The organism is Rhizobium sp. CECT 9324 (genome assembly GCF_918741265.1).
GTDB lineage: Bacteria > Pseudomonadota > Alphaproteobacteria > Rhizobiales > Rhizobiaceae > Allorhizobium.
In genome coordinates this window covers 557,251-570,053 of sequence record NZ_CAKKMZ010000001.1, presented here as the reverse complement: position 1 = coordinate 570,053, position 12,803 = coordinate 557,251, and the positions used below count along the sequence as shown (strand labels likewise).

General features: G+C 59.6%; 12 protein-coding genes and 1 riboswitch. Of the genes, 9 read left to right on the top strand and 3 right to left on the bottom strand.

The window, feature by feature from the left end; translation table 11 throughout:
• Positions 1 to 6 precede the first annotated feature (6 nt).
• The 3 genes from LQ231_RS02620 to LQ231_RS02610 are packed head-to-tail and all read right to left on the bottom strand — an operon-like array spanning position 7 to position 2,212.
• On the bottom strand, positions 7 to 969 hold the full coding sequence (locus LQ231_RS02620; RefSeq protein ID WP_113143956.1) for an ABC transporter substrate-binding protein: 963 nt from the start codon (positions 967 to 969) through the stop codon (positions 7 to 9).
• A 16-nt stretch (positions 970 to 985) separates the two neighbouring features.
• Positions 986 to 1,780 (bottom strand): ABC transporter ATP-binding protein, encoded by a 795-nt coding sequence (locus LQ231_RS02615; protein WP_230170177.1) that lies wholly within the window; start codon positions 1,778 to 1,780, stop codon positions 986 to 988.
• Positions 1,781 to 1,804: 24 nt separating this feature from the next.
• Positions 1,805 to 2,212 carry a DUF1636 domain-containing protein gene (locus tag LQ231_RS02610; RefSeq protein ID WP_230170176.1) on the bottom strand — a complete coding sequence of 136 codons (408 nt, stop codon included), beginning with the start codon at positions 2,210 to 2,212 and terminating at the stop codon, positions 1,805 to 1,807.
• Positions 2,213 to 2,319: 107 nt separating this feature from the next.
• Positions 2,320 to 2,555, bottom strand: a riboswitch (cobalamin riboswitch).
• A gap of 223 nt (positions 2,556 to 2,778) precedes the next feature.
• Between LQ231_RS02610 and LQ231_RS02605 the strand changes: the two genes are divergently transcribed.
• The 9 genes from LQ231_RS02605 (at position 2,779) to LQ231_RS02565 (ending at position 12,714) form a co-directional block, all read left to right on the top strand.
• Positions 2,779 to 3,732 carry a sugar-binding transcriptional regulator gene (locus tag LQ231_RS02605; RefSeq protein WP_113143953.1) on the top strand — a complete coding sequence of 318 codons (954 nt, stop codon included), beginning with the start codon at positions 2,779 to 2,781 and terminating at the stop codon, positions 3,730 to 3,732.
• A gap of 149 nt (positions 3,733 to 3,881) precedes the next feature.
• Positions 3,882 to 5,195 (top strand): sugar ABC transporter substrate-binding protein, encoded by a 1,314-nt coding sequence (locus LQ231_RS02600; protein ID WP_113143952.1) that lies wholly within the window; start codon positions 3,882 to 3,884, stop codon positions 5,193 to 5,195.
• 182 nt (positions 5,196 to 5,377) lie between these two features.
• Entirely contained in the window at positions 5,378 to 6,250 is an 873-nt protein-coding gene (locus LQ231_RS02595) for a sugar ABC transporter permease (protein WP_113143951.1), read from the top strand.
• Between the two features lie 12 nt (positions 6,251 to 6,262).
• Positions 6,263 to 7,087: a carbohydrate ABC transporter permease gene (locus LQ231_RS02590; protein ID WP_230170175.1), complete on the top strand. Its 825-nt coding sequence runs from the start codon at positions 6,263 to 6,265 to the stop codon at positions 7,085 to 7,087.
• Positions 7,088 to 7,098: 11 nt separating this feature from the next.
• Entirely contained in the window at positions 7,099 to 8,097 is a 999-nt protein-coding gene (locus tag LQ231_RS02585; RefSeq protein ID WP_230170174.1) for an ABC transporter ATP-binding protein, read from the top strand.
• The gene (locus tag LQ231_RS02580) at positions 8,094 to 8,870 is read left to right on the top strand and encodes an L-iditol 2-dehydrogenase (RefSeq protein ID WP_230170173.1); all 777 of its coding nucleotides are present in this window, start codon (positions 8,094 to 8,096) and stop codon (positions 8,868 to 8,870) included. The genes LQ231_RS02585 and LQ231_RS02580 overlap by 4 nt, the downstream gene beginning before the upstream one ends.
• Before the next feature lie 55 nt (positions 8,871 to 8,925).
• Complete coding sequence (locus LQ231_RS02575) at positions 8,926 to 10,410, top strand: mannitol dehydrogenase family protein (protein WP_230170172.1); 1,485 nt, start codon at positions 8,926 to 8,928, stop codon at positions 10,408 to 10,410.
• A gap of 23 nt (positions 10,411 to 10,433) precedes the next feature.
• The gene (locus LQ231_RS02570) at positions 10,434 to 11,135 is read left to right on the top strand and encodes an HAD family hydrolase (protein WP_230170171.1); all 702 of its coding nucleotides are present in this window, start codon (positions 10,434 to 10,436) and stop codon (positions 11,133 to 11,135) included.
• Complete coding sequence (locus tag LQ231_RS02565; RefSeq protein ID WP_230170170.1) at positions 11,128 to 12,714, top strand: FGGY family pentulose kinase; 1,587 nt, start codon at positions 11,128 to 11,130, stop codon at positions 12,712 to 12,714. Before LQ231_RS02570 ends, LQ231_RS02565 begins: the two co-directional genes overlap by 8 nt.
• Positions 12,715 to 12,803 lie beyond the last annotated feature (89 nt).

The following is a 12,803-nucleotide window of genomic DNA, read 5'->3' as shown; positions in this document are numbered from 1 at the left end:
CGCGATCTACATATTGCGAGGATGGAAAGCGTCGGCCAGCCTGCCGATAGCATCAATATTGCGTGGTCCCGGGGTCGCCTCGACATATTCGAGAACCACAAAACGGTCCTGCTTCACCGCATCGAGATTCTTGAAGGCGGGATTTTCCTTCATGAAGGCGATCTTCTGGTCAGCCGTCACGTCGCCGTAGTTGACGATGACGATGACCTGAGGGTTGCGCTCGATCACCGGCTCCCAGGACACTTCAGTCCAGCTTTTCTCGACATCGTCCATGACGTTGATGCCGCCCGCAGCTTCGATCATCGCCGTCGGAATGCCGTAGCGACCCGAGGTGAACGGCTTCTCCGTGCCCGAATCATACACAAAGACACGAACCGGTTCCTTCACCGCGCCGATGCGGGTTTGAACCTCGGCCAGTCCTTTTTCATAGCCGGCTACAAGTTCATTGGCGCGCTCTTCGACGCCGAAGATCTTGCCGAGATTGACGAGATCGACAAACATGTCATTCATCGTCGGCTTGCCCTTGGCCATGATGTGAATGCAGGATTCCGTCAACTCGTAGACCTTGATCTTGAACGCATCGAGTGTCTCCGGTGTGACTTCACCGCCGACCTTCATGCCGTAATTCCAGCCGGCAAAGTAGAAATCAGCGTCAGCGTTGAGCAAGACTTCCTTCGTCGGATATTTGGGCGACAGCTCCGGCAGTTCCTTGACGCCCTCCCTGATTTTTTCGTCCAGGGTTTTCCAGCCGGAAACGCCGGTGTAGCCCACCATGTGATCCTGCAGTTTCAGCGCCAGCATCATCTCGGTCAGATTGACGTCGTTGGAAACGGCGCGACTGGGTGCCGCATCGAAGGTAACGTCGCGATTGCAACTCTTAACGGTGACCGGATAAGCGAGCGCCGAGGTGGTCAGCAAACCCGAGACGAGAATGCTGGCGGTCGCGGCGGAAAAACGTGTAAGCGACATGTGGAATCCTTTTAAATCAAGCAGTTTGAAGTGAAAACGAGAAGCGTGAAACGCTGTGGCCAGGGGTCGGATGCGCCATGGCTGAGACGCCAAATGTGGTCGAGACAGCGCCGGATGTCAGGACATCATCCGGTCTTCCAAATGCGGTCATGCGCCCCTCGCACATCAGTGCGACATGGGTGGCGAAGTCGCCCGCCAGGTTGATGTCATGCAGCGTGGTGATGATCGTGAGTTTGAGACTGCGCAACAGGTTGAGGATCTCGAGCTGGTGGCGGATATCGAGATGATTCGTCGGCTCATCGAGAATGATGATCTCGGGTTTCTGGGTCAGCGCGCGGGCAACCAGAACACGCTGCTTTTCCCCGCCCGACAGCGTGGAGAACTGGCGCATGGCGAGATGCGCCAGGTTCAGGTGCTCAAGGGCATGGGCAACTTCGCGGCGATCCTCATCCGTCCAGCCGGTCAGACCCTCGCGCCAGGGAATGCGCCCCATCATCACCACATCACGGACACTGAATGGGAAATCCGCCGGCATTTCCTGCAGGACCACGGCGATTCGGCGCGCAACCTGTCGCGATCCGATTTGCCAAATGTCCTCTCCTCCGACTTCGACCCTGCCTTCGCGCGGAACAACACCGCGGTAAAGGCAACGCAGGAGCGACGTCTTGCCGGCACCATTGGGGCCGATGATCGCGAGCCGCTCGCCTGCGTTCAGCTCGAAATTCACCCCGCGCACCAGGAGGAGGTCCGGCTTCGGACCCCAGCCGAGATCGGACACCCGTATCGACGTGCCATTCGCATCACAGCTCATGGGAGGCTCTCCCACGGTTCGGGCTCATTGGAGACGCTCCGAGGATTGTTCCGAAATCAGCACGGAGGCCGGGATGCGGGCGAGTATCTTGCCGCCAAGACCGCGCGGACGTTCTGCTTCGCGGGTCATGCCATCGGGGCGCTCGCCGTAGAGCTTGGCAAATGTGACCAGCGCCTCGATGTCCGCGTCGGGCTCGATGTCACCAAAGAGATAGGTGGCCTTCCCGCTTGCCTGGAACGCGATGGTGCAGGGTCTCTTGCAGCCCGCCATGCATACGGTGCCCTCAACCGCAAAGTCGCGATTGTCCGAGGCCCCGATCTTTGACAGGCAGGCGTTAAGGTGATCGAGAAGCTGAAGTCCGGGGCGGCACGCCGTCCCCGTGATTCGGCAGTCCGTGCAAACGGTTACCGTGTGTCGTTTCGCATGTGCCATGATTGTCCTCCGTCGGTATCTCCGGAGGCAATATGGCAATATTGTAAAAGCGCGCGGAAGCGCTGCCTTCAAGCCAGATCTTTTCCATCGGAACACCCCGTCCGTTGCGGTTTCTCTTCGACGACGGCAGGTCTCCTGGCTCGCGGATATCTGCTGTCCATCTGCCTTCCCGCGATCACGATCGCAGTGGCCTGGCGCTTTCACGCCACGAGGATGGACGGCAATCCGCTTACAGTTGCGGGGGCAGCCACGGTCTTGGTCCCTTGTTGGGTATTCCGCACCGTGTTCCCTATTAATCCCCTTGGAGTCATCCAATTGGGGAACCGTCAGCCATATGTTTAGGGCTTGTCGGGTCTTCCGGTCAAGCCTGCTCATGCCTCATCCACTCGCCGATATTTGGTAATGTAATATCGTAACATTAAAGATCTCCGATTCGAATGTCCAGTGCAATTTTACCGCTCAGGACACGCTGGCGCACCCTGTGGAGATGTGAGGAGACGCCTCGGTCATTTGACAGTCAGAGCGAAAATTGGCAGCACTGGTTTCGAAAGGGTGGGCCAATCTTGATGGCAAAGCGACCAGAAGGCCAAACGCGGCTCGATGATGCGGCAAGAGCAGGCTGGCTCTATTATGTCGCCGGTCGGACCCAGGACGAGATTGCGGTTGCGATGGGCATTTCGCGGCAAAGCGCCCAGAGGCTCGTGTCGCTGTCGGTTGCCGAAAAGCTGATCAAGGTGCGGCTCGACCATCCGATTGCCGCCTGTCTCGAACTCGGCGAAGCTGTCAAAGACAAATACGGCCTCAAGCATGTCGAAATCGTCCCCAGCGACCCGGCCTCCGAATCGGCCACCGTTGGCGTGGCCGAGGCTGGCGCCGCGGAACTGGAACGATGGCTGAAGCAGCCCGACCCCTTGGTCATTGCCATGGGAACGGGACGCACTTTGCGCGCCATGGTCGATCAACTCTCGCCGATGGAATGTCCGCAGCATAAAATTGTGTCGCTGACCGGCAATATCAGCCCGGACGGCTCGGCTGCCTATTTCAACGTCATCTTTTCGATGGCGGATGCGGTCAAGGCGCGGCATTTTCCCATGCCTCTGCCCGTCATCGTGTCGTCACGCGAGGAGCGGGATCTTCTGCACCGCCAGCCGCTGGTCGCTCCCACGATCGAGCTTGGCAAATCCTCCGACGCCGCATTCGTCGGCATCGGCGAGATGACACTCAATGCCCCGCTTCTGCTCGATGGTTTCCTGCAGCAAGACGAGATGGAGGCGCTGCTGACGGCGGGCGCGACCGGTGAGATCTGCGGCTGGATCTTTGGTCCCGATGGCCGCCTGCTCGATGATCCGGTCAATGATCGGGTGGCAAGTCTCGCCATACCTTCGCGCGAAACATCGACCGTGATCGGCATGGCCCGCGGTCAGCGCAAACATGCCGCCATTCGAGCTGCGGTTCGCGGCGGGCACATAAACGGGCTGATTACCGACGAAGACGGTGCTCGATATCTGCTCAAGGGCTGATGTTTCATTAAAATAAATCATTGAAATTCAACGTCCTGAGTATTCTTTGCCGCATCGCAGCATGGAATCTCCATTGACTTTCGACAGCCGGAGACTGAGTAATTGCCCATGAGCAAAGCGAATGCTCAGTTCTCTTCTGGGAGGAAGACATGACATTGAAGACGATTCTGCTGGGCGCATGCTCAGCTCTCGCCCTTGCGGGCATGGCATCTGCCGAAACCCTTACCATCGCAACCGTGAACAATGGCGACATGATCCGCATGCAGGGTCTGACGTCCGAATTCACAGCCAAGAACCCCGACATCCAAGTCGAATGGGTTACGCTGGAAGAAAACGTCCTACGCGAGCGTGTCACGACCGACATCGCGACCAAGGGCGGCCAGTACGACATCATGACGATCGGCACCTATGAAGTTCCGATCTGGGCCAAGCAGGGCTGGTTGCTGCCACTCGACAATCTCGGCGCCGACTATGACGTCGACGATCTGCTGCCGGCCATCCGTTCGGGCCTCACCGGCGACGACAGCAAGCTCTATGCCGCGCCGTTCTACGGTGAAAGCTCGATGGTCATGTACCGTCGCGACCTGATGGAGAAGGCTGGCTTGACCATGCCTGACGCTCCGACCTGGGAATTCATCGGCGAAGCGGCACGCAAGATGACCGACCGCGCGGCCGGCATCAACGGCATCTGCCTGCGCGGCAAGGCTGGCTGGGGCGAGAACATGGCGTTCCTGACGGCAACGTCCAACGCTTTCGGCGCCCGCTGGTTCGACGAGAACTGGAAGCCGCAGTTCGATCAGCCTGAATGGAAGAACACGCTCGACATGTATGTCAAGCTGATGAACGACGCTGGCCCGCAGGGTGCTTCGTCGAACGGCTTCAACGAGAACCTGGCGCTCTTCCAGCAGGGCAAGTGCGGCATGTGGATCGATGCCACGGTTGCTGCTTCCTTCGTGACCAACCCGAAGGACTCGACCGTTGCCGACAAGGTCGGCTTTGCTCTGGCTCCGGATACCGGCCTTGGCAAGCGTGGCAACTGGCTCTGGGCTTGGAACCTCGCAATCCCGGCCGGCTCGCAGAAGACCGCATCGGCCGAGAAGTTCATCGCCTGGGCAACCGGCAAGGACTACGCCAACCTCGTCGCTTCCAAGGAAGGCTGGGCCAACGTTCCTCCGGGCACGCGCACCTCGCTTTACGAAAATCCCGAGTACCAGAAGGCTGCTCCGTTCGCAAAGATGACGCTCGACAGCATCAATGCTGCTGATCCGAAGAACCCCACTGTCAAGCCGGTGCCATATGTCGGCGTGCAGTTTGTCGCCATTCCGGAGTTCCAGGGTCTTGGAACAACCGTCGGCCAGTTGTTCTCTGCAGCGCTTGCAGGCCAGATGTCGGTTGACGATGCTCTTGCCCAGGCCCAGCAGGTCACCGAACGCGAAATGACCCGCGGCGGCTATATCAAGTAATTTCCTCCCGAAGGAAATGAAGCCGTCCGGATTGCGATCCGGGCGGCAACACCAAAAAGTTTGACGCGCCTCTCCTGCCGTTCGGCGCGGATACTTCGGGCCGTTTTGGCCGACACAAGAAAACGAGCTGACGCAGCCGGCCGACACAGCCGCGCGTGTTGGCCATCAGGGTGGGTTCTTCCATGGCTACGCACAACACACGGGCGCTGTCGCGTCTCATGATGGCGCCGTCCGTCGGTCTTCTTCTCGTCTGGATGATCGTACCGCTGGCGATGACACTGTGGTTCTCGTTCCAGAACTACAATCTGCTCAATCCGGGCAATGTCAGCTTCGCCGGGCTGTTCAACTACAAATACTTCTATACCGATCCCGCTTTCTTCCAGTCGGTCTGGAACACGCTGCTCATCGTCGGCGGCGTTCTGTTGATCACCGTGGTCGGCGGCATCGGCATTGCCCTCTTGCTTGACCAGCCAATGTTCGGCCAGGGCATAGTCCGTATCCTGATCATCTCGCCTTTCTTCGTCATGCCACCGGTAGCTGCCCTGGTTTGGAAGAACATGATCATGCATCCGGGCTACGGGGTGCTCGCCGATATCAACAGGTCGCTCGGTCTGCAGCCCGTCGACTGGTTCGGGCAATATCCGCTATTTTCAATCATCGTCATCGTCGCATGGCAATGGCTGCCGTTCGCGACGCTAATCCTGCTGACCGCATTGCAGTCTCTGGACGGCGAGCAGAAGGAAGCGGCCGAGATGGACGGGGCCGGCTTTATCAGCCAGTTCATCTACCTCACGCTGCCGCACTTGGCCCGTGCGATCACCGTCGTCATCCTGATCCAGACAATCTTCCTGCTCGGCGTCTACGCGGAAATCCTCGTCACCACCAATGGCGGGCCGGGCTATGCCTCCACCAACCTGCCCTTCCTGATCTACCGCACGGCCCTGCTCGGCTACGACGTCGGTGGTGCATCAGCCGGCGGCATCATCGCAGTCATCCTCGCCAATATCGTCGCCTTCTTCCTGATGCGCGCCGTCGGCAAGAACCTCGACCGCTAAGGAGAAGAGATCATGGCCCGAACAGTCTCCACCCAGCGCAAGATCGCCTTTACGCTCGTCGCATGGATCCTCGCGATGGTGATCTTCTTCCCCATCCTCTACACGATCATCACGTCGCTCAAGACCGAGACCGAAGCGATCCAGGGCTTCCGGCTGATCCCGTCGTTCACGCTGGAGAACTATGTCACGGTGCAGACGCAGCGCGACTATTTCAAGCCGTTCATGAACTCGGTGATCATCTCGGTCGGCTCCACCATCCTGGCGCTGATCATCGCGATCCCGTCTGCCTGGGCCATGGCGTTTTCGCCGACAAAGCGGACCAAGGACATCCTGATGTGGATGTTATCGACCAAGATGATGCCCGCGGTCGCCGTACTCGTGCCGATCTACCTGATCTTTCGCGATACAGGACTGCTCGACACCCGTATCGGCCTGACCATCATGCTGATGCTGATCAACCTGCCGATCGTCATCTGGATGCTCTACACCTACTTCCGCGAGATTCCCGGTGAAATCCTGGAAGCTGCCCGCATGGACGGGGCATCGCTCTGGGGCGAGATCGTCTATGTCCTGACGCCGATGGCGATCCCGGGCATCGCATCGACGATGCTGCTCAATATCATTCTCGCCTGGAACGAAGCCTTCTGGACGATCCGGCTGACCACGACCAATGCAGCGCCGCTGACGGCGTTCATCGCCTCCTTTTCCTCACCGCAGGGACTCTTCTGGGCGAAGCTGTCCGCCGCTTCGACGCTGGCCATCGCCCCGATCGTGATCCTTGGCTGGTTCAGCCAGAAACAGCTTGTCCGCGGCTTGACCTTCGGCGCCGTCAAATAAGGAAGACCATAATGGGTAGCATCACACTTCAGAACGTGTCGAAAACCTTCGGCGAAGTCTCGGTCATCCCGTCGATCGACCTGCAGATCAACGACGGCGAATTTGCAGTCTTCGTTGGTCCCTCGGGCTGCGGCAAGTCCACCTTGCTTCGCCTGATTGCAGGTCTCGAGGATGTCTCGGGCGGCAAGATCCTGATCGACGGGGTCGACGCCACGGACAAGGCTCCCTCGCAGCGCGGACTGGCGATGGTGTTCCAGTCCTATGCGCTCTATCCGCATATGAGCGTGCGCTCCAATATCGGCTTTCCCTTGAAGATGGCCGGCATGGACAAGGCAGAGATCGACCGCAAGGTCAATGACGCGGCAAAGATCCTCAACCTGACTGACTACCTAGAGCGCAAGCCGCGCAACCTGTCGGGTGGCCAGCGCCAGCGCGTCGCCATCGGCCGCGCGATCGTGCGTTCGCCGGAATGCTTCCTGTTCGACGAACCCTTGTCGAACCTCGATGCGGCGCTGCGCGTCAACATGCGGCTGGAAATCACCCAGTTGCACCAGCAGCTGAAGGCGACCTCGATCTATGTGACGCATGACCAGGTTGAAGCCATGACAATGGCCGACAAGATCGTCGTCTTGAACAAGGGGCGTATCGAACAGGTTGGCTCACCACTCGATCTCTATCACAAGCCGGCTAACATCTTTGTCGCCGGTTTCATCGGCTCACCGAAGATGAACCTGATCTCGGGCGCTTTTGCCGCAAACTACAGCGCCCATACCATCGGCGTTCGCCCGGAACACGTAACGCTGTCGACAACCGAAGGCACCTGGAAGGGCAAGGTCGTTGTCGCAGAGCATCTGGGCTCCGACACTTTCCTGCATGTCGATGTCGAGGGCATCGGCCATATTACCACCCGCGCGGGCGGCGAATTCACCGTGAAACACGGTGACACCGTGTTCATCACGCCTGATCCGAACCGCATTCACCGGTTCAATGACAAGGGACTGGCGATATGACTGGCAGGCTTACAGGCAAGTCGGCTCTGATCACCGGATCGGCGCGCGGCATAGGCCGCGCGTTTGCCGAAGCCTATGTCCGCGAAGGCGCAACAGTTGCCATTGCCGATATTGACCTTGCCCGGGCCAGCAACACTGCCTTGGAGATTGGTCTACGTGCCTATCCTGTTCATCTCGACGTGACGGATCAATCGTCGATTGATGCCGCGATCGGCGCTGTCGAGGAACGGGCGGGCGGGCTGGACATCCTGATCAACAATGCCGCTCTGTTCGATCTCGCCCCGATCGTCGAGATCAGTCGCGCAAGCTATGATCGCCTGTTTTCGATCAATGTTGCCGGCTCATTGTTCATGCTGCAGGCCGCAGCCAAATCGATGATTGCGCGCGGCAAGGGTGGCAAGATCATCAACATGGCCAGCCAGGCGGGCCGCCGCGGCGAAGCCCTGGTCGCTGTCTATTGCGCCACCAAGGCTGCCGTCATCTCGCTCACGCAATCGGCCGGGCTCGACCTGATCAAGCACGGAATCAATGTCAACGCGATCGCGCCCGGCGTGGTCGACGGCGAACACTGGGACGGTGTCGACGCGCTGTTTGCAAAGCATGAGAACCGGCCACGCGGCGAAAAGAAGAAGCTGGTCGGTGAAGCCGTGCCCTTCGGTCGCATGGGCCGGGCCGAGGACCTGACTGGCATGGCGATTTTCCTCGCCTCACCGGAATCCGATTACATCGTCGCCCAGACATACAATGTCGATGGCGGCAACTGGATGAGCTGAGCGCCCAACGCGCACCGCTCGAAAGACTTGCGTCTCGCACCCCGAGGACCATGACATGACACATACCTTATCACTGGCCAATCTTGCCGAAATCGCCTCGACCGCCACTGTGCCCAGCTATCGCCGCGAGCAGCTGAAGGCCGGCATCCTGCATTTCGGTGTCGGTAATTTTCACCGCGCCCACCAGGCGATCTATCTGCACGAACTGTTCAACAAGGGCCGGGATCTCGACTGGGCCATTCTCGGCGCTGGTATCATGCCGTCGGACCAGATGATGAAGGAAAAGTTGGCATCGCAGGATTATCTGACGACGGTGGTCGAGCAGGACAACAATCGCAGTGCCGCGACCGTGACAGGACCGATGACAGGCATCCTGACCGCGCCGGACTTTGACGAAATCATTGCGGCTCTGGCCGACCCGGCGATCCGCATCGTATCGATGACGATCACCGAGGGCGGCTATTTCATCGATCCGGCCACCGGCAAATTCGATCCGACCCACCCGGCGATGGTTGCCGATGCCGGTGATCCCAGCAATCCGACAAGCGTCTTCGGGTTGATCATCGCCGGACTCAAGGCGCGCCGAGCTGCGGGGATTGCGCCATTTACGGTGATGTGCTGCGACAACATTCCCGGCAATGGCGAGGTCACGGAAGCCACGCTGACCGGGCTTGCCAAGCTATCGGATCCGGAATTCGCCCATTGGATCGAAGAGAATGTCGCCTTCCCCAACGCCATGGTCGACCGCATCACGCCGGCGACCGGCGAGCGCGAGGTCGGGATAGCGCGGGATACCTACGGCATTGACGACAAATGGCCGGTGTTCTGCGAGGAATTCAAGCAATGGGTTCTGGAGGACAAGTTTCCGCTCGGGCGACCGGCGCTTGAGGAGGTCGGCGTCACTTTCGTTGCGGATGTTGCCCCTTACGAACTGATGAAGCTGCGCATTCTCAACGGCGGCCATGCGGCAATCGCCTATCCGGCGGCACTGATGGACATTCATTTCGTGCACGAATCGATGGAGAATCCGCTGATCCGCGGCTATCTTGCCAAGCTGGAGAACGAAGAGATCATACCGATCGTACCGCCAGTGCCCAATACCAGCCTCCAGGATTACTTCACACTGATCGAAAGCCGTTTCCTTAACCCGAAAATCGGCGACACCATTCCGCGTCTGGCGCAGGACGGATCGAACCGCCAGCCGAAATTCATCCTGCCGTCGACCGCAGATCGCCTTGCCAAGGGACTTGACGTTGTCGGACTGGCCCTGGTGTCTGCCTTGTGGTGCCGCTATTTCGAAGGCACGTCCGATGCCGGCAAGGCCATTGTCTTCAATGATGCCAGCGCCGAACGCCTGCAGGCTGCCGCCATTGCCTCGCGCAACGACCCGAAAGCCTTTCTTGCGCTCACCGATATCTTTGGCACAGTCGGCACCAATCCGATATTTGTCCAGCGATTCGCCAAAGCCTTGGAGACTTTGCGCACCTTTGGCACCGCAGAAACACTGAAACGCTACATCGACGGCCGTCTGGCCGCCTGAAGGCCAGCAGGGGGCCAGACGTCTTGGATGCGAAACGGCTGATCATATTCGATTGCGATGGCGTGCTGGTCGACAGTGAGCCGATTGCGCTGTCCGTGCTGACGGAAACACTCACCCTCTCCGGCATTGCAATCGATGCGGAAGGCGCGGCGCGGCGTTACCTTGGACGGAGCCTCGCAACGGTGCGCAATCTTGTCCGGGAGGAGTTCGGCCTTCAGATCGACGACGCGTTTCTAACCCGGATGCGCGACACGCTCTATGCGCGCTTTCGGAGCGAGCTTCGACCGATCCAAGGCCTCCAAGCCGCCCTCGATGGACTGCATGACGCCGGCATCGCCTGGTGCGTCGCGTCCTCAAGCCAATGTGAGCGCATTGAACTTTGCCTGGCGACCACCGGAATGCTCAATCGCTTTGCACCGCATATTTACAGTGCCAGCATGGTCAAACATGGCAAACCGGCGCCTGATCTGTTTCTTCATGCAGCGAGGGATATGGGTGTCAAACCATCGGAATGCCTCGTCATCGAAGACAGTCCCGCGGGTATCCTCGCTGCCCGGGCAGCCGGCATGGACGTGCTTGCCTTTACCGGCGGCTCGCATACAGGGTTGTCAGCCTATCGCGACGGACTGGAAGCGCTGATGCCCCTGCAAACATTTGACGCCATGGAGAAATTGCTCCACCTTGTCACCCCAGCGAGGAGACCGAAAGACCGACCGGATGCATGACCACATCATTGCCGTGGACGTGGGCACGGGAAGTGCGCGTGCCGGCGTCTTTGACCTTCGCGGTCGCCAGCTATCCCGACATGTTACAGCGATCTCCCTGCACCAATCGGAACCACGGCACCTGGAACAAGACAGCGACGAGATCTGGTCGGCTGTCTGCACCGCAGTCAGGGCGGCATTGTCGGAAGCCGGGCTTCCGTCATCCGCCGTCCTTGCCATCGGCTTCGACGCGACCTGCTCGCTTGTGGTGCGTGACAAGCGAGGAAAGCCGCTTTCCGTCTCTATGTCCGGCCGACGCAATCTGGATACCATGCTCTGGATGGACCATCGGGCAATTGACGAGACCGACGCGTGCAACAGCACGGACGATCCAATTTTGCAACGCTTCGGCGGTCGCCTGTCGGTCGAAATGCAGGTTCCGAAACTGCTCTGGCTGAAGCGGCACCTGCCCGACACATGGTCGCAAGCCGGCATGATTTTCGATCTGGCGGATTATCTGACATGGCGGGCGACGGGCCTCAACCATCGCGGCCACTCGGCGCTGGCGGCGAAATGGGGTTATGGACCCATCGCCCCGGGCGAGCGCCCCGATCGCTTCTATGAGCGCGTCGGACTGGCGGATCTCTCAGAAAAATCGGCGCTTCCTGAAAAATCAGGCCAGCCGACCGCGCCTGTCGGCCGATTGACCACCGACGCTGCCGAGGCGCTCGGTCTGACTGACGATTGCATGGTTGCCCCTGGGCTGATCGATGCCTATGCCGGAACAATATCGCTGTTTTGCGCCACCGATCGCTCGATGCCCGCAACGCTGGAGAACCAGGCGGCACTGATCGCCGGTACATCGAGTTGCATCGTTCGGCTCCTTGATCGGCCGGTTTCCGGAGAGGGATGCTGGGGAACCTTCCGTGATGTCGCGGTGCCCGATCTATGGCTGCTCGAGGCGGGGCAATCGGCGTCTGGTGCATTGCTGGATCACATCGTCAGCACACATCCCCAAGGGGGCGAGCCGAACCAGGCACGTCATCGGGCCATCCTCGACCATATTGGTCTGCAGCTTCAGCAGAGGGGCGCCGACTACGGCCTGCCGATCACCGTGCTGCCCGACTTTCATGGAACCCGCTCCCCCACGTCCGATCCCCGCCTGACGGGAACCATGGCGGGCCTGAGCCTCGACCGGAGCTTTGACGGCCTCTGCCAGATCTACTGGCGAAGCTGCGTGGCGCTGGCTTGCGGGGTCAAATATATCATCGACCGCCTGCCACCGGACCTTGTACCGATCAAGACACTGCTGCTGGCCGGAGGCCTCGCCCATCATCCGCTCCTGTCGCAACTCTATGCCGACGCAACGGGATGCACAGTCCGCAAGGCTGATGGCTGTGACGCAGTTCTGCTCGGCACGGCGCTGCACACGGCGGTTGCCGCCGGCCGCTATCCTGATTTCTGGACAGCGGGGCAGGCAATGGCCGTCCGCATGACGGAAATCGCGCCCGATACAGCGCGAAAGAATCGTTTGACCCGGGACCATGCCCTTCTGAGGGAAATGATACACCACCGCGATGCGCTGCATCGCTTGATGTGACCGATATTTGTCAGACGATGAGATCCGGCCCTCGAGAGAGGTCGAAACGCAAAAAGCCCCACGAGGGGGCTTTATTGGTATCGCAGGGA

Bases quoted from the DNA above. Each gene is read 5' to 3' on its own strand.
- LQ231_RS02605 (WP_113143953.1), top strand. From the start codon at position 2,779: ATGGCAAAGCGACCAGAAGGCCAAACGCGGCTCGATGATGCGGCAAGA.
- LQ231_RS02575 (WP_230170172.1), top strand. From the start codon at position 8,926: ATGACACATACCTTATCACTGGCCAATCTTGCCGAAATCGCCTCGACC.
- LQ231_RS02565 (WP_230170170.1), top strand. From the start codon at position 11,128: ATGCATGACCACATCATTGCCGTGGACGTGGGCACGGGAAGTGCGCGT.
- LQ231_RS02590 (WP_230170175.1), top strand. From the start codon at position 6,263: ATGGCCCGAACAGTCTCCACCCAGCGCAAGATCGCCTTTACGCTCGTC.
- LQ231_RS02585 (WP_230170174.1), top strand. From the start codon at position 7,099: ATGGGTAGCATCACACTTCAGAACGTGTCGAAAACCTTCGGCGAAGTC.
- LQ231_RS02580 (WP_230170173.1), top strand. From the start codon at position 8,094: ATGACTGGCAGGCTTACAGGCAAGTCGGCTCTGATCACCGGATCGGCG.
- LQ231_RS02610 (WP_230170176.1), bottom strand. From the start codon at position 2,212: ATGGCACATGCGAAACGACACACGGTAACCGTTTGCACGGACTGCCGA.
- LQ231_RS02620 (WP_113143956.1), bottom strand. From the start codon at position 969: ATGTCGCTTACACGTTTTTCCGCCGCGACCGCCAGCATTCTCGTCTCG.
- LQ231_RS02600 (WP_113143952.1), top strand. From the start codon at position 3,882: ATGACATTGAAGACGATTCTGCTGGGCGCATGCTCAGCTCTCGCCCTT.
- LQ231_RS02615 (WP_230170177.1), bottom strand. From the start codon at position 1,780: ATGAGCTGTGATGCGAATGGCACGTCGATACGGGTGTCCGATCTCGGC.
- LQ231_RS02595 (WP_113143951.1), top strand. From the start codon at position 5,378: ATGGCTACGCACAACACACGGGCGCTGTCGCGTCTCATGATGGCGCCG.